We start from the raw sequence: 20,390 nt of genomic DNA, 5'->3' as shown, positions 1-20,390 counted from the left end.
GATACTCAATTTTTTATGCTTGGCGACAATAGAGAGTTGGAACCACCTGATCCCATCCCGAACTCAGAAGTGAAACGACTCATCGCCGATGGTAGTGTGGGGCTTCCCCATGTGAGAGTAGGTCATCGCCAAGCGCTTATTCAAAAACCCCGTCCGAAAGGTCGGGGTTTTTTTGTACACTTACGAATAACTCAGAATATACCATCAAATGCTCTCATACTTTAGACGGTAGACCTGTTAATAGCGTATATGCGGGGCCTAGACAAACTGCTGACGAAAAATTTATTGCACAGATGGGCAATGGCTATCTACAAGCTACCTGTATATATTGGGATAGAGCTGAAAAGCTGCAAGATAGGTATAGTGAAACCCGTTACGCAGTTTACAGTGTGCTATCAAGCGGAAACTGGAAAGTTCGAATTCAAAACACTGCTAGCTTTACTAGGAAGTGCAGGTTGATGGATAGTACAAAACGCGTCATTAAGGAAGAGGCTATAGGTAGTGGTCAATCTACCAGTTGGTGGAATCAACCCAAAGGCACCTATTATACTCAGTGCATCAGTTAATACAGGCCACTTATGTGGCCTTTTTCATTTCTGTAGCTTGTATTCATTGTTTTTTACTTATTTTTACGACATCCTTTAAAAAATGGTTTGTCACGTTTAAAAAGACTATCCCGTCTTAGGTATTAGTTTAATAAAGGATTTATGCTTTGTGTCGTTTGCAATACCTTGCTCCAAACAAGTCGTAAGAAAAGCTCTCGCTGGAGACATGTCTGCCTATGCTCAAATTTATAATACCTATAAGCAAGCTGTATATAGCTTGGCATATAGGATGTTACAAAACCCAGATGCTGCATCAGATATATTGCAGCAGGTGTTTCTGAAAGTGATGACGCGTTTAAGTGATGTAAATGATTATTCCAAATTTGGTTCATGGCTTAAACGTATAACTTATAACTGCGTCATTGATTACATCAGAGCAAATGAGCGAGATGCAACGGGCTTTGATGATGATCATTTTGCAGGCGATGCTTTTAAGAGTAAGAGTGATTCTTTAGCTGGTTATGATCTTGATAGCCTTTTAATGACTTTGTGTGAAAGGGAGCGAGCAGTGTTAGTCTTGTTCTCTATCGAAGAGTATACGCATCAGGAGATAGCGTCCCAACTTGGTATCAGTGAGAGTAATTCCAAACAGATTTACAGTCGTTCACTGCAAAAGTTATCCAAACTAGCTCAGTTAGAGCGTTATAGTGGTAACAAGGTTAGTTCTTATGAGTAAAAAAACATCCATTGAACATCAATTTATCGCTAAGTGGCAGAGTGCGGAAGAGTTATCCGTTCCTGCCTCTGTTGATCAGTGTATTGAGAAGTCTGTTCTCGACGCTTTTGATAAGCGCAAGGTTGGAATAAAGCGTGAGAAGACTAGATCTAATTACGGCTGGTATTATGCTGTAGCTGCAAGCTTACTGGTTGCTGTCGTGTCGTGGCAGTTACTGTTCCATGAGAAGCTATCGGGTGATTACGTGTCACAACCCAATACTATGTTAGTTTCAGCAATAAAACAGTCACAACAGCTAGAAGCTACTTTTGAGCAGCTTAAACATCAACCCCTTAGTGAGTTTATATACGTTCAAAAGTTTCAATTAGAAAAAGAGCTTCTCTCTATTAATAGTAAGCTTGCTGATGCCTATGGTAACGAGGATGACTCTCAGGATAAATTGCAACTCTGGCATCAGAAAAATAAAACACTCTCACAGTTGAATGCACTTATAGTAAACGCGAAAAGTGTTCATGCTACTCATATATAGGAGTCTATTTATGTTGATGAAATATGTTCTCTTGTCAGCTTGTTTGTTGGTTTCTTTGAGTGCGTCAGCCCAAACCAATGAGTTGAAAAGTGCTGAAGCACAAATTCTCGCTGATAATCTAAAGCGTGAGATTAGTCGTACACTTGCAGAAATAAATAGACTGGAGAGTAAGCAAGATTCAACTACTGAGTCCTTATCATTGGTACTATCTGAGCCTGCTTATCAGTCTATTAGTTTTGGAGTGGTTATTGATCCTGACAGTAATACCGTCCTTTCTGTTACTCCACACTCAAATGCTGAGGCTTTAGGGCTTAAGGCGGGGGATGTTATAAAAGAATTGAGTGTTGATGGAGTTGTGGTAAAAAGAATAGCCGATGGCTTAAAATTAAAGTCAGCTAGTTCCATTGAAGCTCAAATTCGAAGAGGTGATAGAACCATCCCACTTAATGCGATTGCCCAAAGTAATCTCATACCGGCTTGGAGCCTGCAGGTTTCTTCAAATAAGTCAGCGCAAAATGAACCTGAGTTGGCAGGCTGTGGATATCTCTCTGTTTTCTTTACACCGCCCGGTACTAAGTACCAATACTCAGCCAAAGTTTTTGAAGTGGACGGTGAAACCGGCTTCCATTATCGAGATACTATAAAACTGCCATCTGGTCCTCATTCAATCAAAGTCCATGAATACATTCCTGATGGTATGATGTCTCGACGTAAACCGGGTATTGAAAAGGGCAAGACTTTAGAGCTGACTATTGAGCCAAATAAGACATACCATATCGCAGCTCAATTTGATCCAAAAAAGCGCTTAAAGGTTGTTGATGAGGATTACTGGAAGCCTATTGTTTGGAAAGTGTCAGATTCAAAGTGCAAGCCATAGTAAGTTCTACCTCATAGAGAAATTCAGAAGCCTACTACGCTAAGTAGGCTTTTGCAGTTTGTAAGATCTTATTTTTACTGAATATAAACTGTCGTTTTTTTCCACCAACCTGATCCCAAAGCACGGCGCTTCGTATCGCTGCTAGCAATAAAGCACGGATCTTCGCTTGATTAGCAGACTGTTCAAGATAACGGCCATTGCCTGTGACTTGAATTTTAGCGGAGTAGGTAGAAATAGTGTCTTTATAAATATTAGCCAATTGCTCAATCAGATCGTGATTTATACCTTCGTGATACTCATGAAGTCGGTTGGCTTGCTTGACTCTGGAAGCCATCACTTCCTGCATTTTGCTATCTGATAAAAACCGTTTTGCTAAGTTAAGCACGCCTACTAAATAACGACCAAAGTCCGCATCAGCTTTATTGCCTGACAATTGCTCAGTCAGTACTTTAAATCCAGTGTGTAAATATTTATGGTTCTTATAAATATCTTCTGCTTTGTCAGCATTCGTTTTTAAAACACTTTCAAGCATAATCTCAACATCGGTAGGATCGGCTTCTCCAGTTCTTGCGATCGAGCGAACGCATTCTAGAGCTTGGCAGATACCAGCCAAAGCTAAAACAATATTCGGGTAATTTGGTTGATTCATATTATCGTCTTATTTGTTTAATTATGCCGCCGCCTAAACAGATTTCATCTTGATAGAAGACCACTGATTGTCCTGGCGTAACTGCACGTTGTTTTTCGTCGAATTCTACCAGCCATTCGGTGTCATTCAAGCGTTTAACCTGACAGGGAACGTCTTCTTGTCGATAGCGAGTTTTTGCCGTACAACTAAAGTCATCAGAAGGTGCTTCAACTGCCACCCAGTCTAACTTGTCGGCAACTAAGCTGTGACTCATTAATAGAGGGTGTTCATGGCCCTGACCGACAATTAACACGTTACGTTCAAGATCTTTGTCTAAAGTAAACCATGGATCTTCGGAAGCATCCTGCCTACCGCCAATGCCTAAACCTTTACGCTGGCCAAGTGTGTGATACATCAGACCATTATGCTTTCCAACAACTTCACCCTCAGGTGTTTCTATATTGCCAGGTTGCGCAGGCAAATATTGTTGAAGGAAATCGGTAAATTTTCGTTCACCAATAAAGCAAATTCCTGTGCTGTCTTTTTTCTTTGCTGTCACCAACCCTTGTTCTTCGGCAATTTTTCTGACTTCTGGCTTTTCGATCTCACCAACGGGGAACAAGGTTTTAGCAATTTTTTCATGGCTGACAGCGTATAAGAAATAGGATTGATCTTTGTTGCGATCAAGGCCTCTTAACAGCGTTGCTTTACCGTGAGCCTGACCACGTCGAACATAATGGCCGGTAGCAATATAATCAGCACCTAATAATTGCGCATAATCTAGAAATGCTTTGAACTTGATTTCTTTGTTACACATGATATCCGGGTTTGGAGTTCGTCCGGCTTTGTACTCTTCTAAGAAATACTCAAAGACTCGATCCCAATATTCTGCTGCAAAGTTAACCGTTCTAAGCTTAATTCCCAGCTTATCACACACGGCTTGCGCGTCGGCTAAGTCTTCCGCTGCTGAGCAATACTCATCTGTATCGTCTTCTTCCCAGTTCTTCATAAACAGGCCTTCCACCTGGTAGCCCTGTTCTTTCAGAAGGTATGCGGAAACCGAAGAGTCTACACCGCCGGACATGCCAACGATAACGTGAGTGTTTTCTGGTGCTTTTTCAGTCATTATAAAATTACTTAGTTTGAAGCTGTTTTAGAAAGTTAATACCATCTCTTTGCAAAGCCAATTCATCTTGGCTGCATAGTAGCGAATTAAGAGAGTATCTTTGCCCTTTGAGGTAGTCCTTCAGACACTGCACAATCAAGCCAGTTCTATGTTGTGGGACAACGGCTAAAATATCATCAATGGTCATCCAGTGAGCTGCAATAATATCATCATCCTCCGGCGCTAATTCGAGCGGTTGCTCAACATCGCCAGTAAAACAAAATCGTTGATAATATTGGTTATTGGTCGCTGGATTTAAAGTATAGGTACCGACTAATTGATTCGGTTTAAAAGCTAACCCTGTCTCTTCTTTAACTTCTCGAATAATGGCGTTGACCAGACTTTCGTCTGATTCCAGGTGACCTGCTGGCTGGTTAAAGACGATTTCGCCCCTTGAGGTGCGCTCTTCAACCATAAGGAACCGATTATTATGCTCGATAATAGCCGCAACAGTGACATGAACAGGTAGCATGCAAGCCTATGTACAGGAATGAAATGAGCGCGTATTTTAGCTTATTTATGGCGTCGGCTAAACCTTTTTGATTGAGTGGTCTTGTTTCTTGGGCTGACTGGCGTTTTAGGAGTCGCCACCTCAGTAATGGCGTATTCGCCTACATTGAGAGAGCCAAGTTGCCATGGCCCGATTTGCGCCCTGATAAGGCGCAAAGTGGGGTGTCCAATAGCGGCCGTCATGCGTCGAACCTGACGATTCTTGCCTTCGCTGATAATGATTTCGAGCCATGACGTGGGAATGTTCTTGCGCTCTCGTATTGGAGGGTTTCTGGGCCATACATCGGGAGTTTCAAGTAAACGAACCTTCGCTGGTTTGGTCTTATAATTCTGTATCACTAGTCCGCGCCTCAGGGGCTCAAGATCAGTATCCTCCGGTGTGCCTTCAACTTGTACCCAGTAGGTTTTTTCCATCTTATGTTTTGGGCTGGCTATTTGATTCTGCAGTTGCCCATCATCCGTCAATAATAATAATCCTTCGGAGTCCTTATCAAGCCTGCCAGCAGGATAGACTCCAGAAATGTCGATATAGTCTGCCAAAGTACTGTCGTCAGCCTCCCCAGTGAACTGGCAAAGGGTATTAAAAGGCTTGTTAAAAAGAACCAGTTTGCTCATAAATAGTATGACAATTGTTTAAATTTTGTTCAGGATTAAGGCCGCTGAATCAGGCCTTGCTTGAATATCATCTAATTGTACCCATTATCTTGACCAATATCAGTATTGCTTTACCGCCACTACATGCAGGCAACGAAATTTTCGCGTATAATTTGCGCCACCAACAGTTAGGGTGTTCAATTTTATAGCACTCAGGACTTTAATTCATCACGTGCTAGCTCTTGTTCCGCAGCACATAAATTAGGATGCATCATGACAAGTTCAAAGATCATTTATACAAAAACTGATGAGGCCCCAGCATTAGCAACTTACTCTTTGCTACCGATTGTTGAGGCGTTTGCGAAAGCCGCTGGTATCCAAGTCGAAACCAGTGACATTTCCCTGGCGGGGCGTGTGATAGCCAGTTTCCCTGAATATCTTAAAGTAGAACAGCGCATTCCTGATGCATTGGCTGAGTTAGGTGAATTAGTGAAAAAGCCTGAAGCAAACATCATCAAGTTACCTAACATTAGTGCTTCGATTCCTCAGTTAAAAGCCACTATTAAAGAGTTGCAAGAGAAAGGCTACGCACTTCCAGATTATCCTGACAGCCCATCTAATGATGAAGAAAAAGACATCCGTAACCGTTATGACAAAATTAAAGGCAGTGCGGTAAATCCAGTATTACGCGAGGGTAACTCTGACCGTCGCGCGCCAAATGCTGTTAAAAATTACGCGAAGAAAAATCCACACTCAATGGGTGAATGGTCAAAAGATTCCAAATCACACGTTGCCAGTATGCAGTCCGGTGATTTTTTCTCCAATGAAAAGTCCGTTACAGTCGACGGTGCGAACGATGTCAAAATCGAATTCATTAGTAATGACGGCAGCAAGCAGGTACTTAGAGAATCAACGCCTTTATTAGCGGGTGAGGTGATAGATGCCACCGTCTTAAACAAAAATGCTCTAGTTAAGTTTTTGGAAGAGCAGGTTGAAGATGCGAAGAAGCAAGATGTTCTTTTCTCTTTGCATATGAAAGCGACCATGATGAAGGTTTCTGACCCAATTATTTTTGGTCATGGCGTTAAGGTCTTCTTCAAAGAAGTGTTTGATAAGTATGGAAAGCTGTTCGATGAAATTGGCGTGAACGTCAATAATGGCTTTGGAAATCTATTGTCAGCAATCGAAGCATTGCCAGCTGAGCAACGTGATGAAATTAAAGCAGATATTGAAGCGGTTTATGCTAAGAACCCTGAATTAGCCATGGTCAACTCAGATAAAGGCATTACTAACCTGCACGTTCCAAGTGACGTGATTATTGATGCTTCCATGCCGGCAATGATTCGCACTTCAGGCAAGATGTGGGGACCTGATGGTCAACCTAAAGATACAAAAGCCGTTATCCCAGACAGCAGTTATTCTGGTGTTTATAGTGCGACTATTGATTTCTGTAAAGAGCATGGTGCTTTTGATCCGCGCACGATGGGCACAGTACCAAATGTTGGCTTGATGGCGCAAAAAGCGGAAGAGTATGGCTCGCATGATAAAACGTTTGAAATGACTGGCAATGGCCATGTTCGCGTTACTGATAAAGACGGTAATGTAGTTCTTGAGCACGCCGTGGAAGAGGGTGACATCTGGCGCATGTGTCAGGTAAAAGATGCACCAATCCGTGACTGGGTTAAATTAGCGGTCACTCGCTCTCGCTTAAGTGGTATGCCGGCAGTGTTCTGGTTGGACAAAAACCGCGCCCATGATGCGGAGCTGATCAAGAAAGTTGAAACTTACTTGAAAGATCATGACACCAGCGGTCTTGAGATTCATATCATGTCCCCAGTGGATGCAACTAAGTTTACGCTTCAGCGCATGAAAGACGGTAAAGACACTATTTCAGTTACAGGTAACGTATTGCGTGACTACTTAACTGATTTGTTCCCAATTCTTGAGCTAGGTACCAGTGCCAAAATGCTTTCGATTGTGCCACTGATGAATGGCGGTGGTTTGTTCGAAACCGGGGCCGGTGGTTCTGCACCTAAGCACGTACAGCAGTTTATGGAAGAGAATCACTTGCGTTGGGATTCGCTGGGTGAGTTTTTAGCATTGGCAGTTTCTTTTGAGCACATGGCTCAGACGACCAATAACAAGAAAGCTCAGGTGCTTGCTGATACTCTTGATCGTGCAACGGGTAAGTTCCTTGATAATGGCAAGTCGCCATCACGTAAAGTGAAAGAGCTTGATAACCGTGGCAGCCATTTCTATTTGGCCATGTACTGGGCACAGGAACTTGCGAGCCAAACTGATGATGCTGAGTTAACAGAGCTTTTCGCTAAAGTCTCTGAGGCATTGACCAGCAATGAGATAACAATCGTTGAGGAGCTTAATGATGTTCAGGGTCAACCAATGGATATTGGTGGCTATTACAAGCCTGACGACAACCTTGGTTTTAAAGCTATGCGTCCAAGCGTGACTTTGAACAAGGCTTTAGAGTTGATTTGATCATCTCACTTTAATAAAAACTAAAGGCGCCGATTGGCGCCTTTTTTGTATCTGTAATAAATAGGTCTAGCTGACTTTTAGAATATCTTGCCAGCGTGAGGTGTAGTGGGGTGAGCAGGAGTTGGCGCGCATGGCCCAGTTTTTGGCGAATCCCAAACTGCCGAATTTAACGGTGTCTTGTCCATAGCGGCGGTTAATTCTATCAAGACTTTGCATCAGCTCTGGTCGCTGCGGTATGGCTTCAAAAATATCGGGTTGATAACCATGACTATCGACAATGCCATTAAGCATAACTCCAGCTTTCTTGTAAGACTCGCCTGTTTTCACAATATGCCTTAAGCCTTGCTCAATAGCTTGCAGAAAAATGCTGGTATCATCAGTTGGCTCAGGCAGTTGAAGAGTGATGCTTGGTCGGTTGTGGTAAACCTGTTCTTTGCGTTGCCCGTAAAGAAATACGGTGATTGATGAAGCCAGTGATGATTGGTTGCGCAATTTTTCGCAGCAACGGCTGGTGTGGTGCGCAACAGCTTCTTTCAAATCAGAATAGGTATTGAGTGGCTTGCCAAAAGAGCGTGAATTCAAAATTGATTTCTTTGGCTCGGGTAGCTCGGAAAATTTCAGACAGGGCTGGCCGCGCAATTCTAAAATAGTGCGCTCCATATTGACCGAGAACATTCGCTGTAAGGTTTTATAATCAGCGTTATGCAGATCCCAGGCGGTGTGGATATCTTGCATTATGAGTTTTTTTGACAGCTGCCTGCCAATCCCCCAGATCTTAGCCACTGCAATTTGCTTCAAAGCCCATTCGCGCACTTTGGGAATTGATAGGTCGACTACACCATGAGTGGTTGTTTTATGCTTTTTAGCGAAATGGTTAGCAACTTTCGCTAAGGTTTTGGTGGGGGCCAGTCCTATACAAACGGGTAGAGACAAGCTGTGCCAAAGCTCTGAGCGAATAGTTTGTGCTCGCCTAGTGAGGTCATTGGGAAAGCCATCAAATCTCATAAAGGATTCATCTACCGAGTAAGGTGCAACCTGATCGCAATGCTGTTCCAGTATCCAGTTAAAGCGTTTTGAGATGTCGCCGTATAGACCATAATTGGAGGAGAAACAGATGACCTTATGTTTTTGGATTATTGAGCGTGCCTCAAAATAGGGCGATGCCATCTGAATGCCAAGTGCTTTGGCTTCATCGGACAGAGCAATAATACAGCCATCATTGTTACTCAGAACAATCACGGGCTTGTCATAGAGGTCAGGCCGGAACATACGTTCGCACGACACATAAAAACTGTTAACGTCGCATAAAGCATAAGTCGCCTGAGGGTTACCCATTAGCGCAAGCTCCTCGCCAGACCTGTGACCACGCCCCAGATCACCAGTTCGCTTTCACCGGTAATGGGAATATCTTTATAGACCGGGTTTTCAGCTTGCAGACGCAAAGGGCCGCTGGTACGCAGTCGCTTTACCGTGAATTCATTATCTAGCATAGCCACGACCACATCTTTATCTTTAGCGGTCAAAGAGCGATCGACAATCAAGATATCATTCTGGAAAATTCCCGCGCCATTCATGGAGTCGCCTTCGACCTTGGCGAAAAAAGTCGTTGCAGGATTTTGGATAAGAAGCTGATCAAGACTCAACGTATCTTCCATGTGCTCATCAACAACTCCCGGAAAGCCAGCAGAAATCTTGCCCGAGTATAAAGGGATGTCTGAGTATTGACCGCTTGGTTTAAGGATAGAAACTTTGCTCATAGTGACCCACAGGTTTGATAATGATTATGCTGAAAAATACGTCTCATATTGGTGTTAGATTAGCATATGCAGCCAGTTTGCGTCAGCAGTAAAACGTCGAACAAAAAGCGTACAAAAATATTGCCTTAGTTATCATGCGCTTGATTCAGATCAAGTTAAAAAGTTTGTGCTCCATTATATTAAACTCACTTAAAGTATCGGGCAGAAGTAAGGTTGTTATCATGTTTAAAAGTAAAGCTATTGAGTTATACAACGATGGGCATCATAAGTGTTATGCCTTTAATAATCTGGTTACGGGTGAAGCGGTACAAGCTAACCAGTTTCTAATTATCGATGGCGACAAAACAGCTTTGCTCGATCCCGGTGGCGACCTGACTTATGCCAAGTTAAAGCTTGAAATTGAAAAGCTATCGCCAACCCATCAATTAAACTACATCATCGCGTCACATCAAGACCCAGACATTATTGCTTCGATTGGCCGCTGGATGATGCAAACGCCAGCAAAAGTCATATGCTCCAAGCTGTGGGAGCGCTTTTTGCCACATTTTGCGTCGTCATTTTATAATCAGATGAACGAAACAGAATTATCGCAACGGATTATTGGTCTGGACGACGAGGGTGGGGCGATACGCTTAGGTGATAATCCTTTGTATGCCGTACCTGCACACTTTTTGCATTCGGTTGGTAATTTTCAGGTCTATGATCCCGTCAGCAAGATTCTATTCTCTGGTGATATGGGGGCCTCTATGGTGGATGACGATGATTTTGGTGGTGTTCAAGATTTTGCAGAGCATACTAAATATATGAAAGGCTTCCATCAAAGGTATATGGTCGCTAATAAAGCCTGTCGCCTCTGGGCAAATATGGTTGCGGATTTGGACGTTGAAATGATTGTACCGCAGCATGGTTCGCCGTTTAAGGGCAAGTTATGTGTTCGACAATTCCTCGACTGGATTTCAAAGTTAGAGTGCGGTTTGGATTTATTTACCCAAAGAGACTACAGCGCCCGCATGGATAAAAGAGAAGTGGCTTAGTTTCTGATTGAGATTTGAGAGTGATGGGCGCCTGCGGGCGCCTTTTTTGTTGCTTGATAAATCTATTTATCTACAATGAATGAATCTTAACTAAGTATAAATAGACTATGATTGATTTACGAAGTGATACGGTGACTGTGCCGTCTGAGGAGATGCGTCGTGCCATGTCGACCGCGGCGGTGGGTGATGATGTGTTTCATGATGACCCGACGGTGAATCGTTTGGAAGCTATGATGTCGGAGATGGCGGGTAAAGAAGCCGCGTTGTTTGTACCATCCGGAACCATGTCGAACTTGGTTGCGTTGCTTGCTCATTGCCAGCGTGGTGAGGAGTATATCGTTGGTCAGGGTTATCATACTTACTTGTATGAAGCGGGCGGGGCGCCGGTGTTAGGTAGTATCATTCCGCAGCCGATAGCGGTTGAGCAGGATGGTACTTTGGATTTTGCCAAGATTGAGGCAGTGATTAAGAAAGACGATTATCACTTCGCGCGTAGTAAGTTGTTGTGTCTGGAAAACACGCATAACGGTAAGGTCATCAGTCTTGAGTATATGAAGTCTGCATATGAGTTTGCAAAGTCGAAAAACTTATCGGTGCACCTTGATGGTGCTCGTGCTTTTAATGCAATCACAGAGTTAGGTTGCGAGCTTAAGGATTTAGCTCAATACTCAGACTCTATTTCAATTTGTCTGTCTAAGGGATTGGGTGCTCCGGTCGGCTCAGTGCTGTGCGGAAGTGCGGAACTGATAAAATGGGCACGCCGTTGGCGCAAGATGGTGGGTGGCGGAATGCGTCAGGCTGGTATCTTAGCGGCAGCAGGTATTTATGCTTTAGAGAATAATGTTAAGCGTTTAGCGGAAGATCATCGCCATGCAAAGCAACTGGCGCAGCGGTTGCAGGGTATTGAAGAGCTGTCGATTAATCAGGACTTGGTGCAAACCAATATGCTGTTTGTTAAAACGACAATGGATACCGCTGAGGCTTTAGCTAAGTTTTTAAACGATAAAGGCATTACCATTCTTCCGACGGGAACTATGCGTTGGGTGATGCACTTGAATATCAGTGATTCAGATGTGGATTATATTGAAGAGCAGGTAAAAGCGTTTTTTGCATAAGCCCTTTACATGAGAGCTATCTTGTATCACAAAGCCTGGCAGTGAAAGCTCTCAGGCTTTTTCTTTAACGCCAGCTGCACCGAAAGTAATAAAGCGTAATTGTAATATGGTTCTTTCTTTAAGCTTTTCACGTTCTATAGGATTGAGATCGAGCGCTTCAGCACCAGCATTAAAGACCAGCGTAACCAGGCCTTCTGCCAAAGTATAAGCAAATTCCTGCGAATAGTCGGATTCAGCCATTAAATATTCGGTGAGCTCATCTTTGAAATGGTTTACTTCGCGAGCTACAGCTTCACGAAACTTCACTGAGGTACCGCTACGCTCCCGCAATAACAGGCGGAAAATATTGGGGTTTCGCTCGACGAACTCCATAAAGGTTTCCACCGAGGTATTGATAACACTACCGTTTTTCTCGATTCGCTGACGTGCTTTACGCATGAGCTCGCGCAAAGTTAGTCCCGACTCATCAACCAAAGTCAGACCAAGTTCTTCCATGTCGTTGAAATGTCGATAAAAAGAGGTGGGGGCTATGCCTGCTTCCCGAGCCACTTCACGCAGGCTGAGACTGGCAAAGCTATGGTCTGCGGATAGGTGCATCAAAGCCGCGTCAATAATGGCTTGACGGGTCTTTTCTTTCTGTAACGCACGTGCTCCAGCCATGCTCAACTCCTCTGTGATTTTGCCTAGTATAGAAAACAATAGCTTAAGAGTACAGTTGTACGCTGGATTGCAATTGTCATATTGGATAGTTATACTAGCCTAAGACTTAGCGTACAAGTGTACGCTAATTTAAAGTTAGAGGCACTTCATGACAGATTCTACCCAAACACATTCACAGCCCATCTGGACAAACATCATCTTTTTCGGATTAAGTTTCCTGGCAGCCATTACCCTGGTTCCCTGGTATGGCATTCAATACGGTTTTCATTTCTCAAGCTGGGCTTGGGGAGTAGGCTTATGGTTATTCTCAAGCACAGCCATCTCTATGGGTTATCACCGCCTGTGGTCGCACCGTGCTTATGAGGCGAATCCTGTTTTACGCGTTATTCTTGCAATCGGCGGTTGCTTATCATTACAAAACAGCGCTTTGCACTGGTCTTCTGATCACCGCATTCACCATAAGCATGTTGACCATGAGGAAAAAGATCCTTATTCGGCCAGCTTAGGTTTTTGGCACTCACATATTGGTTGGTTATTAGTACGCCGTGATAACGGTCGTTACGACGAGCAGTATGACCGTTGCAAAGACCTGCAGCGCGATCCGATTGTGATGTTCCAGCACAAGCACTACTGGAAATTAAGTGTTGGTCTGAATGTTCTGGTCCCGGTTGTTTTAGGCTTGGCTTATGGCATCTTTTGGGAAATGATTTTGGTCGCCGGTGTTCTACGCCTGGTTTGGTCGCATCACTTAACTTTCTTCATTAATTCGCTAGCTCATATGTGGGGCACGCGTCCTTATACGGAAGAAAATTCCGCGCGAGACAACCTTGTACTTGCGGTTTTGACCGGCGGTGAAGGCTATCATAATTATCACCATAAGTTTCAGTACGACTACCGTAACGGCGTTCGCTGGTGGCACTTTGACCCATCAAAATGGTGGATTAAAGCATTAAGTTGGGTTGGCGTTACTTCAAACCTGAAAAAAGTGCCGATTGAAAAGATTGAAAAAGCTAAAGCAGAAACCTTGTTGTTAAAGGCAAAAGGTCGTGTGGCACATTTGCCAAACGCTGAAGAAATTATGCAGAAGCTACATGATGAGTATGACAAGCTTGTTCTACGCTTGTCAGAAGTCTATGAAGCGCAAAAGCAGTGGCTGGAAGCTAAGAAGTGCGAGCTGAAAGAGAGCTATGAGGACTCAGCATTAATCGAGAATTACAAGCAATTGCGTAAGCGTTTTGAAGAGCAGAAAACATCCTGGGTGACTTTGGCAAAACAATACGCTTAAACTTTACTGAGTTTATAAGTAATCAAAAATAAAGGCCGCTTATGCGGCCTTTATTTTGTCTGACATTCAGTCGACTATTGATCCAGATATTTCTCAGCATCAAGAGCTGCCATACAGCCTGTACCAGCAGAAGTCACGGCTTGGCGATAAACATGGTCACAGACGTCACCAGCGGCAAAAACACCTTCCACTGATGTTGCAGTAGCGTTTCCTGCCAGGCCACTTTTAACCACGATATAGCCATCCTTCATTTCCAGCTGACCTTCGAAGATATCGGTGTTTGGTTTATGGCCGATGGCTATGAAAACACCTTGTAGCTCTAACTCTTCGATTGAGTCATCTTTAGTGCTTTTAATGCGGATACCGGTTACCCCCATGTTGTCACCAACTACTTCTTCGAGGGTGCGATGCCAATGGAGGACAACATTGCCATTCTTCGCTTTTTCAAAAAGCTTGTCCTGAAGAATCTTTTCAGAGCGTAGTTCGTCGCGGCGATGAACCAAATGAACTTCGCTGGCGATATTTGATAAATATAGCGCTTCTTCAACCGCAGTATTTCCGCCGCCGATAACAGCAACTTTTTGTTGGCGATAGAAAAAGCCATCGCAGGTTGCACAAGCAGAAACGCCTTTGCCCATGAAAGCTTCTTCAGAGGGTAAGCCAAGGTATTTGGCTGAGGCGCCTGTACAGATAATCAAAGCGTCACAGGTATAGGTGCCACTGTCGCCTGTCAGAGTGAAAGGACGGTTTTTCAGGTCAACCGTATGAATATGGTCGAAAATAATTTCAGTGCCAAAGCGCTCTGCGTGTTTTTGCATGCGGATCATAAGCTCCGGTCCTTGAACGCCTTCATTGTCACCAGGCCAGTTATCAACGTCAGTGGTGGTGGTCAATTGGCCGCCTTGCTGCATTCCGGTAATAATGGCTGGGTTCAAATTGGCGCGTGCAGCATATACCGCGGCACTGTATCCGGCTGGTCCAGAACCCAAAATCAGGCACTTAATATGGCGAGTTTCGCTCATCAGGTTTCTCCGCTAAATTCTTGTCTATTAATAATTTTTAAGGGCAAATTGTAGGGATTTAAAGGCTAAAAATAAACCTTTATTCGATAATCTTAATCTATTGCTCCAATAGAGCTTTAGCCGGGTTAACACGTAGGCTTAATACACTCGCAATGCAAATACGCATTGATAAAAAGTCAAATAGGTATTAACCTGATAACAGGCTTATGCATTGGAGATTCTTATGAATAAAGAGCATCGTATTGAAGAAAAAGAGATTGATGCTGCGATTCAACAAATCGCTAGTGATGTGAATCTATATGGCTTAGACGCTGATAAAGTAAAGAAAATCTGGTTTTCAGTACTGTTGCAACAAGTTGCCGATAACGAACTAGACAACCAGCAGGCGCATTAACAGCTTGACTGGTGTTCTTCTACGTATGTTGCTGATAATTTAATTAGTTTTTCAAGCACCTCCACATCAATATCAGCCAGTTTATTGATATACAGGCAGGACTTTCCGGTCTTGTATTTGCCTAACTGGCTCATCAGTTCCTCATACCGATCAAAGCCGGCCATAATGTAAAGGCTGATGTTTTGTTTGCGTGGCGAGAAGCCGGTCAAGAACCAGTCACCTTCCCGACCACTGGCATATTTATAATGATACTCACCAAAGCCAATCATGTTGCCGCCCCACATTTTAGGCTCTGATCCAGTAGCTTTTTTCATCATGCCCAGAATCTGCTGACAGTCTTGTTGCTTTTGAGCTGGTTCAACTTGTTTTAAGAAGCTGGCAACATCCTGGTCGTTTGGTTTTGTTTTGTTCTCAGTTCCGGCCATGATTTGTCCTATTTTATTTGGTGATGCAGGGGCTAGGTTTCTGAAACTATTGCATATTTTGGACTATGGCAAAAGTATGATTTTTCGGTTAAATGCTAAAAAAAATCTTTACTTCTGCGGTGTATATAGTATTCTTTTCATCGCTGGTTAAAATAACAGCTATCGAATGGATACATTTTCGATGATACACCGAGTAAATCAGTGGGCCTTAGCTTCATAGATTAACTTCAAGTCGTACCTCGCTATTTGTTACCTAAGTTAGTGTCAATTTTATCTCAGTAAGACCGCCGTTTTTGGCAACAACTTTATTTTTTCAAGCAATTAGCTTTGGAGTTTTATTATGTCTAAGATCACTGGTACCGTTAAGTGGTTCAACGAATCTAAAGGTTTTGGTTTCATCGAGCAAGAGCAAGGCGAAGATGTATTTGTACACTTCCGTGCTATTCAAGGTGACGGTTTCAAAACTTTAGCAGAAGGCCAACGTGTTGAGTTCGATATCGAGCAAGGCCCTAAAGGCGCTCAAGCTGCTAACGTAACTAAAGTATAATTCTATAGAATTGTATATTTAGATCTAAAAAACCGCGTCAAATGACGCGGTTTTTTTATGCTCAGAATTTGATTAAGTTAATTAAAAATACACGGTAGACGACCATGAAAATTGTATATCACGCAGAAAATGCTATGGACGCGAACATCTTGGCGGGAGTCTTATCTTCGGCTGATATTTATGCACAAGTGCGAGGTACCGGTATGCAGGGGGCGGTCGGTGAAGCCGCTGCCATGAATAATGTTAAAGTTTGGGTTCACGATGAAGACTATGTCGAAGCTCGTGACATTGTTGAGGGTTGGCAATCCGCAGAATTTACTACCGACGACGCAGACTTATTTGACGCGGAAGATGATTACCATCAAGAGCCAGCACCAACTGAGAGCCACCTGGTCAGGGATGTTTGTATTGCCGTGGCCATTATTTTATTGTTTGTGGCAGCGACAATAGAGTTTTAGTCGTGTTCATGTGAAATTAGTTACCTACCACTTGCCATGAGTTAATGGTCATATAATGCCTTATATTTTTTCCTAAGCTGCTCGTAATCGAACTTTGATAATCCTGTAATATCAATGCCTGTATCGCAGGTTTGCTCGTAAAGGAAGTCATACCAGCTTTTGTACGGTGGGGAGGAAGCATCTCGAGCCATTGGTAGGACATCGAGCTTTTGATATTCTAAATAGTCTGTAAAGTGCTTTGACTTGAATAATAGATCGTTTGGCGAGGCTTCATTATTCTCTATCTTATAGATGATATTAAAGTTAATCATCATGGTAGCTATCGTTGCCATGAACACAAAGCAAATCGTGTAGACTGATAAGCTAAAAAATGAAAATGATTTTTTCTTAAAGGTTACCCATAATTCTGTGAGGAGCCATGTTGTGATTAGGCTAAAAAGAATAATAAACGTTAGAAAGGGTGTTATAGGCGCCTCAGCTTCAAACCAGAGTTCTGTATAGGTCCAGCAGAAGCGATAAACAATACTAAAGACAAAGAATATCCAAAAGACTATAAAGCTCACTATAGATGTTAAGCTAATTAATATTAAGCGGGTATTCTGATCCATGAGTTCCTTGTCCTAATTAATAAGATTGGGACTATACACCAGCTTATTTGCTGTGCCAAATAGCATCTATTTTTATCTCAGCTGTATCAAAAAGTACATTTTTGACGTGCTGCATGTTTCAACCATTAAGTTACCTTTTATAGTCTCATTAACCTTTAACTTTGATTAAACTGTTCGATTCTAAGATTTAATTGAAATAAAGCATGTTCATGCTTTATACCTAGTGGAATGAGGGGACAGTATGAAGTTGTTCAATAGCGGGCTTGTAAGAAAGTCTGGTGCACTGGCTTGTTTAATGGTGTTGGGAGTGTATACAACAGCTATACAGGCCGAGGACGCCGTCGACCAATCGCAAGGCACTTACTCTCAAGATATTTCGAAACAAGAATTCATTTATAGCTACGATGAAATGCTCAACTTTGATGTTGAGGAATATTTACAAGCGCATGCACCGCATTTGGCTCCGTATGCAGAAGAGATTTCTCATTACGCCGGATATTCATCGGTTAGTCCAAAAGTGTTGATTGCACTTATGGAGCATCAAACTGGAATTATCACTCGAGCCAGTACAACCTCAATAATAGAGCGCCCCTTTGGTAACTTATCAAAGAAAGTCGGTTTCAGAGAACAGCTTGAAGATATCAGTAGCCGTTTAGCCCAAGAGTTTTATCGTGGCCATTCTTTCGATCAGACAGGACGCAACGATAAATTAACCGACGATCAAGATGCGCAAAAAGCAATCATGGCAATTTTCCCTAAAGAAGGTGATGGTGCCATGGGGATATTAAGAAGACGTGGTGGCAAAGGCGGTACAAGCTCTTCTAAAGAGGTCGGTAAAGCCTATCGAAAATTATTTGAAGGCAAGAAAAAAGAAGAAGAAACATCCAAAGCACAGCTAGTGACAATTGCTAATATTAATGACTACTTTCAATTACCTTTCCCTACCGGAGAGTCTTGGCGTAATGGGGGGAGCCATAGCAATCATGGCAGTGGCACCTATCCACAGTCGTCTCTGGACTTTAATGCGGGTGGCTATTGGGGCGATAACTTAAGCCATATATGGGTTTCATCGGCAGCTCCTGGCACGGTAAAAAATCACTCATCCTGCTTTTCAGAGATTATCCATGAGGATGGCTGGTCAACTACCTATTATCATATCGAAAATATTCAGTATGCTACTGGTTCAAGAGTCGGTCGTAACGTCCGTGTCGCGAATTACGCCAATGATAAGCCACAGGCTTTGTGTAATGGCGGCCAGTCAACTGGCCCTCATTTGCATTTTTCGTTGAAGAAGAATGGTCAATTTTATCATCTGAATGGAATGAGATTTTCTGGCTATGAGGTGCGTACCGGCCGCAATAGTTATGATGATAATTGCAGCTATTTTTGGTTAGCTCGAGCAGGCTATAAATATTGTGCCTGGACCAATGTCTATAACTACGGTGTCACGGATTCCGAGCCGCCGGAGCAGGGTGATACTTACATTGGCTACTTGAACCATCAGGCATCTCAAATACAACCTGATGGTAGTTGGTTCTATTATGCTGGCGGCAATATCTCTGCCGAATTAACCGGGCCTACTAATGCAGACTTTGATTTGAAGCTCGAACGCTGGAATGGCTACAATTGGTACCAGGTAGCTATTTCAGAAACCCCTGCATCACAAGAAACGATTAGCCACACCGTTAATTCAGGTTATTATCGGTTGGTTGTCTATTCTTATTCCGGCTCAGGGAACTATAGCTTGAGGGTTGTAAAATAGTAAAATTCACATAAAAAAGCCACTCATTATAGAGTGGCTTTTTTTGTTACAGCAGTACTACTACTTACATCGTATCGGTACTGATACCTAACGCTGTAGTTGGCTCGACATAGTCAAAGCCAAGATTTTCAGCAACAGAACGCTCAGTTACTTTTCCACGGTAGACGTTCAATCCATTCATCAAGTGTGGGTCGTCTGCCAAGGCTTTTTTGTAGCCCTTGTTGGCTAGATTGATGATGAACGGTAAAGTTGCGTTGTTTAAGGCAAAAGTTGATGTGCGTGGCACAGCACCAGGCATGTTGGCAACACAATAATGAACCACATCATGCAGGATATAAGTTGGATCAGCATGAGTCGTTGCTTTAGAGGTTTCGAAGCAGCCACCCTGATCAATTGCTACGTCAACCAATACTGCACCTGGCTGCATGCGCTTAATCATATCTTCGGTAACTAATTTAGGAGCTGCTGCGCCCGGAATCAATACGCCACCGATAACGAGATCTGCCGAAATGACATGTTTCTCTAAAGAGTCATGGCTTGAGTAAACGGTTTCCACTTGTGAGCCGAATTCAGCATCAATACGACGTAGTGCATTAACGTTACGGTCAAGAACAATAACGCGGGCACCCATGCCGACAGCCATTTTGATAGCGTTAGTACCAACTACACCGCCACCAATAACAACGACTTTGGCTGGTTGAACACCTGGAACGCCACCCAATAACATGCCGCGGCCGCCATTTGATTTCTCTAAGCACTCAGCGCCAGCTTGAATCGACATACGACCAGCAACTTCTGACATAGGAGCTAATAACGGAAGACCGCCTGCTGCGCCAGTTACCGTTTCATAGGCAATACACACGGCACCAGACTTGACCAAGTCTTCTGTTTGCGGCATATCAGGAGCCAAGTGAAGGTAGGTAAATAGAATCTGACCTTCGCGTAAACGCTTACGCTCATCTGCCAAAGGTTCTTTTACTTTAACTATCATGTCTGCTTTAGCGAATACTTCCTTGGCAGAAGGGGCGATGGTTGCACCAACTGCTTGATAGTCTTCATCAGTAAAACCGATACCGATACCGGCATTGGTTTCAATTATGACTTGATGGCCATGAGCAATCACTTCACGAACACTACCTGGTACCATTCCCACGCGATATTCGTGGTTTTTAATTTCTTTAGGGACCCCAATCAACATATTTTTAGCTCCAATAAATCAAGGTTTGCCTCGAAAGAGGGATGC

Annotated in this window: 22 protein-coding genes and 1 rRNA gene; 12 read left to right on the top strand and 11 right to left on the bottom strand. The window is 43.2% G+C overall.

Annotated features, from left to right (window positions below; genetic code table 11):
* The first annotated feature begins 18 nt into the window (after positions 1-18).
* The 4 genes from rrf (at position 19) to ACN0VI_RS09255 (ending at position 2,687) form a co-directional block, all read left to right on the top strand.
* Positions 19-134 (top strand): 5S ribosomal RNA (gene rrf / locus ACN0VI_RS09270).
* 637 nt (positions 135-771) lie between these two features.
* Positions 772-1,281, top strand: a complete 510-nt coding sequence (locus tag ACN0VI_RS09265) for an RNA polymerase sigma factor (RefSeq protein WP_417446588.1) — start codon at positions 772-774, stop codon at positions 1,279-1,281.
* Positions 1,274-1,810, top strand: a complete 537-nt coding sequence (locus ACN0VI_RS09260; protein WP_417446543.1) for a hypothetical protein — start codon at positions 1,274-1,276, stop codon at positions 1,808-1,810. Before ACN0VI_RS09265 ends, ACN0VI_RS09260 begins: the two co-directional genes overlap by 8 nt.
* A gap of 10 nt (positions 1,811-1,820) precedes the next feature.
* Positions 1,821-2,687, top strand: coding sequence for a PDZ domain-containing protein (locus tag ACN0VI_RS09255; RefSeq protein ID WP_417446542.1), 867 nt, complete (start codon positions 1,821-1,823; stop codon positions 2,685-2,687).
* A gap of 34 nt (positions 2,688-2,721) precedes the next feature.
* Here ACN0VI_RS09255 and hflD read toward each other — a convergent pair whose 3' ends face one another.
* Genes hflD through ACN0VI_RS09235 form a run of 4 tightly spaced genes read right to left on the bottom strand, consistent with a single transcriptional unit; the run spans position 2,722 to position 5,605 of the window.
* Positions 2,722-3,336 carry a high frequency lysogenization protein HflD gene (hflD, locus tag ACN0VI_RS09250; protein WP_417446541.1) on the bottom strand — a complete coding sequence of 205 codons (615 nt, stop codon included), beginning with the start codon at positions 3,334-3,336 and terminating at the stop codon, positions 2,722-2,724.
* A gap of 1 nt (position 3,337) precedes the next feature.
* The gene (mnmA, locus tag ACN0VI_RS09245; protein ID WP_417446540.1) at positions 3,338-4,441 is read right to left on the bottom strand and encodes a tRNA 2-thiouridine(34) synthase MnmA; all 1,104 of its coding nucleotides are present in this window, start codon (positions 4,439-4,441) and stop codon (positions 3,338-3,340) included.
* A gap of 7 nt (positions 4,442-4,448) precedes the next feature.
* Positions 4,449-4,952, bottom strand: coding sequence for an NUDIX hydrolase (locus ACN0VI_RS09240; RefSeq protein ID WP_331891733.1), 504 nt, complete (start codon positions 4,950-4,952; stop codon positions 4,449-4,451).
* Between the two features lie 41 nt (positions 4,953-4,993).
* Complete coding sequence (locus ACN0VI_RS09235) at positions 4,994-5,605, bottom strand: pseudouridine synthase (protein ID WP_417446539.1); 612 nt, start codon at positions 5,603-5,605, stop codon at positions 4,994-4,996.
* A 252-nt stretch (positions 5,606-5,857) separates the two neighbouring features.
* Here ACN0VI_RS09235 and ACN0VI_RS09230 point away from each other — a divergent pair, with 252 nt between their 5' ends.
* Positions 5,858-8,080, top strand: a complete 2,223-nt coding sequence (locus ACN0VI_RS09230; protein ID WP_417446538.1) for an NADP-dependent isocitrate dehydrogenase — start codon at positions 5,858-5,860, stop codon at positions 8,078-8,080.
* A 66-nt stretch (positions 8,081-8,146) separates the two neighbouring features.
* Here ACN0VI_RS09230 and ACN0VI_RS09225 read toward each other — a convergent pair whose 3' ends face one another.
* Entirely contained in the window at positions 8,147-9,415 is a 1,269-nt protein-coding gene (locus ACN0VI_RS09225) for a Y-family DNA polymerase (protein ID WP_417446537.1), read from the bottom strand.
* Entirely contained in the window at positions 9,415-9,837 is a 423-nt protein-coding gene (locus tag ACN0VI_RS09220; RefSeq protein WP_331890814.1) for a translesion error-prone DNA polymerase V autoproteolytic subunit, read from the bottom strand. Before ACN0VI_RS09220 ends, ACN0VI_RS09225 begins: the two co-directional genes overlap by 1 nt.
* Before the next feature lie 221 nt (positions 9,838-10,058).
* Here ACN0VI_RS09220 and ACN0VI_RS09215 point away from each other — a divergent pair, with 221 nt between their 5' ends.
* The gene (locus tag ACN0VI_RS09215) at positions 10,059-10,871 is read left to right on the top strand and encodes an MBL fold metallo-hydrolase (protein ID WP_331890815.1); all 813 of its coding nucleotides are present in this window, start codon (positions 10,059-10,061) and stop codon (positions 10,869-10,871) included.
* A 107-nt stretch (positions 10,872-10,978) separates the two neighbouring features.
* On the top strand, positions 10,979-11,986 hold the full coding sequence (gene ltaE, locus ACN0VI_RS09210; RefSeq protein ID WP_331890817.1) for a low-specificity L-threonine aldolase: 1,008 nt from the start codon (positions 10,979-10,981) through the stop codon (positions 11,984-11,986).
* 51 nt (positions 11,987-12,037) lie between these two features.
* Here the strand turns inward: ltaE and fabR are convergent, their stop codons facing one another.
* Positions 12,038-12,646, bottom strand: coding sequence for an HTH-type transcriptional repressor FabR (gene fabR, locus ACN0VI_RS09205; protein WP_331890818.1), 609 nt, complete (start codon positions 12,644-12,646; stop codon positions 12,038-12,040).
* Positions 12,647-12,794: 148 nt separating this feature from the next.
* Between fabR and ACN0VI_RS09200 the strand changes: the two genes are divergently transcribed.
* Positions 12,795-13,931, top strand: coding sequence for a fatty acid desaturase (locus ACN0VI_RS09200; RefSeq protein WP_331890819.1), 1,137 nt, complete (start codon positions 12,795-12,797; stop codon positions 13,929-13,931).
* 74 nt (positions 13,932-14,005) lie between these two features.
* Here the strand turns inward: ACN0VI_RS09200 and trxB are convergent, their stop codons facing one another.
* On the bottom strand, positions 14,006-14,953 hold the full coding sequence (gene trxB / locus ACN0VI_RS09195) for a thioredoxin-disulfide reductase (RefSeq protein WP_417446536.1): 948 nt from the start codon (positions 14,951-14,953) through the stop codon (positions 14,006-14,008).
* A 223-nt stretch (positions 14,954-15,176) separates the two neighbouring features.
* Here trxB and ACN0VI_RS09190 point away from each other — a divergent pair, with 223 nt between their 5' ends.
* Positions 15,177-15,347: a hypothetical protein gene (locus ACN0VI_RS09190; RefSeq protein ID WP_331892409.1), complete on the top strand. Its 171-nt coding sequence runs from the start codon at positions 15,177-15,179 to the stop codon at positions 15,345-15,347.
* On the opposite strand, the gene ACN0VI_RS09185 is transcribed toward ACN0VI_RS09190, so the two are convergent.
* Positions 15,344-15,772, bottom strand: coding sequence for a DUF1801 domain-containing protein (locus ACN0VI_RS09185; protein ID WP_417446535.1), 429 nt, complete (start codon positions 15,770-15,772; stop codon positions 15,344-15,346). The two genes, ACN0VI_RS09190 and ACN0VI_RS09185, sit on opposite strands and share 4 nt — an antisense overlap.
* 340 nt (positions 15,773-16,112) lie before the next feature.
* On the opposite strand from ACN0VI_RS09185, the gene ACN0VI_RS09180 reads away from it, so the two are divergent.
* A complete protein-coding gene (locus ACN0VI_RS09180; protein ID WP_012801047.1) occupies positions 16,113-16,319 on the top strand; it encodes a cold-shock protein in 207 nt (68 codons plus the stop codon).
* Positions 16,320-16,423: 104 nt separating this feature from the next.
* Positions 16,424-16,777, top strand: a complete 354-nt coding sequence (locus tag ACN0VI_RS09175; protein ID WP_331892404.1) for a DUF2007 domain-containing protein — start codon at positions 16,424-16,426, stop codon at positions 16,775-16,777.
* A 41-nt stretch (positions 16,778-16,818) separates the two neighbouring features.
* Here the strand turns inward: ACN0VI_RS09175 and ACN0VI_RS09170 are convergent, their stop codons facing one another.
* Complete coding sequence (locus tag ACN0VI_RS09170; RefSeq protein ID WP_417446533.1) at positions 16,819-17,109, bottom strand: hypothetical protein; 291 nt, start codon at positions 17,107-17,109, stop codon at positions 16,819-16,821.
* Positions 17,110-17,626: 517 nt separating this feature from the next.
* Between ACN0VI_RS09170 and ACN0VI_RS09165 the strand changes: the two genes are divergently transcribed.
* On the top strand, positions 17,627-19,147 hold the full coding sequence (locus ACN0VI_RS09165; protein ID WP_417446532.1) for a M23 family metallopeptidase: 1,521 nt from the start codon (positions 17,627-17,629) through the stop codon (positions 19,145-19,147).
* 64 nt (positions 19,148-19,211) lie between these two features.
* Here the strand turns inward: ACN0VI_RS09165 and ald are convergent, their stop codons facing one another.
* The gene (gene ald, locus ACN0VI_RS09160) at positions 19,212-20,345 is read right to left on the bottom strand and encodes an alanine dehydrogenase (RefSeq protein WP_417446531.1); all 1,134 of its coding nucleotides are present in this window, start codon (positions 20,343-20,345) and stop codon (positions 19,212-19,214) included.
* Positions 20,346-20,390 lie beyond the last annotated feature (45 nt).

Source organism: Kangiella sp. (assembly GCF_048265365.1).
Taxonomy (GTDB): domain Bacteria; phylum Pseudomonadota; class Gammaproteobacteria; order Enterobacterales; family Kangiellaceae; genus Kangiella.
This window is presented reverse-complemented; position numbering and strand designations above follow the sequence as displayed.

What these genes read in the sequence shown, in the direction of transcription:
- ACN0VI_RS09265 (WP_417446588.1), top strand. Translation starts at nt 772, where the DNA reads ATGTCTGCCTATGCTCAAATTTATAATACCTATAAGCAAGCTGTATAT.
- ACN0VI_RS09260 (WP_417446543.1), top strand. Translation starts at nt 1,274, where the DNA reads ATGAGTAAAAAAACATCCATTGAACATCAATTTATCGCTAAGTGGCAG.
- ACN0VI_RS09255 (WP_417446542.1), top strand. Translation starts at nt 1,821, where the DNA reads ATGTTGATGAAATATGTTCTCTTGTCAGCTTGTTTGTTGGTTTCTTTG.
- hflD (WP_417446541.1), bottom strand. Translation starts at nt 3,336, where the DNA reads ATGAATCAACCAAATTACCCGAATATTGTTTTAGCTTTGGCTGGTATC.
- mnmA (WP_417446540.1), bottom strand. Translation starts at nt 4,441, where the DNA reads ATGACTGAAAAAGCACCAGAAAACACTCACGTTATCGTTGGCATGTCC.
- ACN0VI_RS09240 (WP_331891733.1), bottom strand. Translation starts at nt 4,952, where the DNA reads ATGCTACCTGTTCATGTCACTGTTGCGGCTATTATCGAGCATAATAAT.
- ACN0VI_RS09235 (WP_417446539.1), bottom strand. Translation starts at nt 5,605, where the DNA reads ATGAGCAAACTGGTTCTTTTTAACAAGCCTTTTAATACCCTTTGCCAG.
- ACN0VI_RS09230 (WP_417446538.1), top strand. Translation starts at nt 5,858, where the DNA reads ATGACAAGTTCAAAGATCATTTATACAAAAACTGATGAGGCCCCAGCA.
- ACN0VI_RS09225 (WP_417446537.1), bottom strand. Translation starts at nt 9,415, where the DNA reads ATGGGTAACCCTCAGGCGACTTATGCTTTATGCGACGTTAACAGTTTT.
- ACN0VI_RS09220 (WP_331890814.1), bottom strand. Translation starts at nt 9,837, where the DNA reads ATGAGCAAAGTTTCTATCCTTAAACCAAGCGGTCAATACTCAGACATC.
- ACN0VI_RS09215 (WP_331890815.1), top strand. Translation starts at nt 10,059, where the DNA reads ATGTTTAAAAGTAAAGCTATTGAGTTATACAACGATGGGCATCATAAG.
- ltaE (WP_331890817.1), top strand. Translation starts at nt 10,979, where the DNA reads ATGATTGATTTACGAAGTGATACGGTGACTGTGCCGTCTGAGGAGATG.
- fabR (WP_331890818.1), bottom strand. Translation starts at nt 12,646, where the DNA reads ATGGCTGGAGCACGTGCGTTACAGAAAGAAAAGACCCGTCAAGCCATT.
- ACN0VI_RS09200 (WP_331890819.1), top strand. Translation starts at nt 12,795, where the DNA reads ATGACAGATTCTACCCAAACACATTCACAGCCCATCTGGACAAACATC.
- trxB (WP_417446536.1), bottom strand. Translation starts at nt 14,953, where the DNA reads ATGAGCGAAACTCGCCATATTAAGTGCCTGATTTTGGGTTCTGGACCA.
- ACN0VI_RS09190 (WP_331892409.1), top strand. Translation starts at nt 15,177, where the DNA reads ATGAATAAAGAGCATCGTATTGAAGAAAAAGAGATTGATGCTGCGATT.
- ACN0VI_RS09185 (WP_417446535.1), bottom strand. Translation starts at nt 15,772, where the DNA reads ATGGCCGGAACTGAGAACAAAACAAAACCAAACGACCAGGATGTTGCC.
- ACN0VI_RS09180 (WP_012801047.1), top strand. Translation starts at nt 16,113, where the DNA reads ATGTCTAAGATCACTGGTACCGTTAAGTGGTTCAACGAATCTAAAGGT.
- ACN0VI_RS09175 (WP_331892404.1), top strand. Translation starts at nt 16,424, where the DNA reads ATGAAAATTGTATATCACGCAGAAAATGCTATGGACGCGAACATCTTG.
- ACN0VI_RS09170 (WP_417446533.1), bottom strand. Translation starts at nt 17,109, where the DNA reads ATGGCAACGATAGCTACCATGATGATTAACTTTAATATCATCTATAAG.
- ACN0VI_RS09165 (WP_417446532.1), top strand. Translation starts at nt 17,627, where the DNA reads ATGAAGTTGTTCAATAGCGGGCTTGTAAGAAAGTCTGGTGCACTGGCT.
- ald (WP_417446531.1), bottom strand. Translation starts at nt 20,345, where the DNA reads ATGTTGATTGGGGTCCCTAAAGAAATTAAAAACCACGAATATCGCGTG.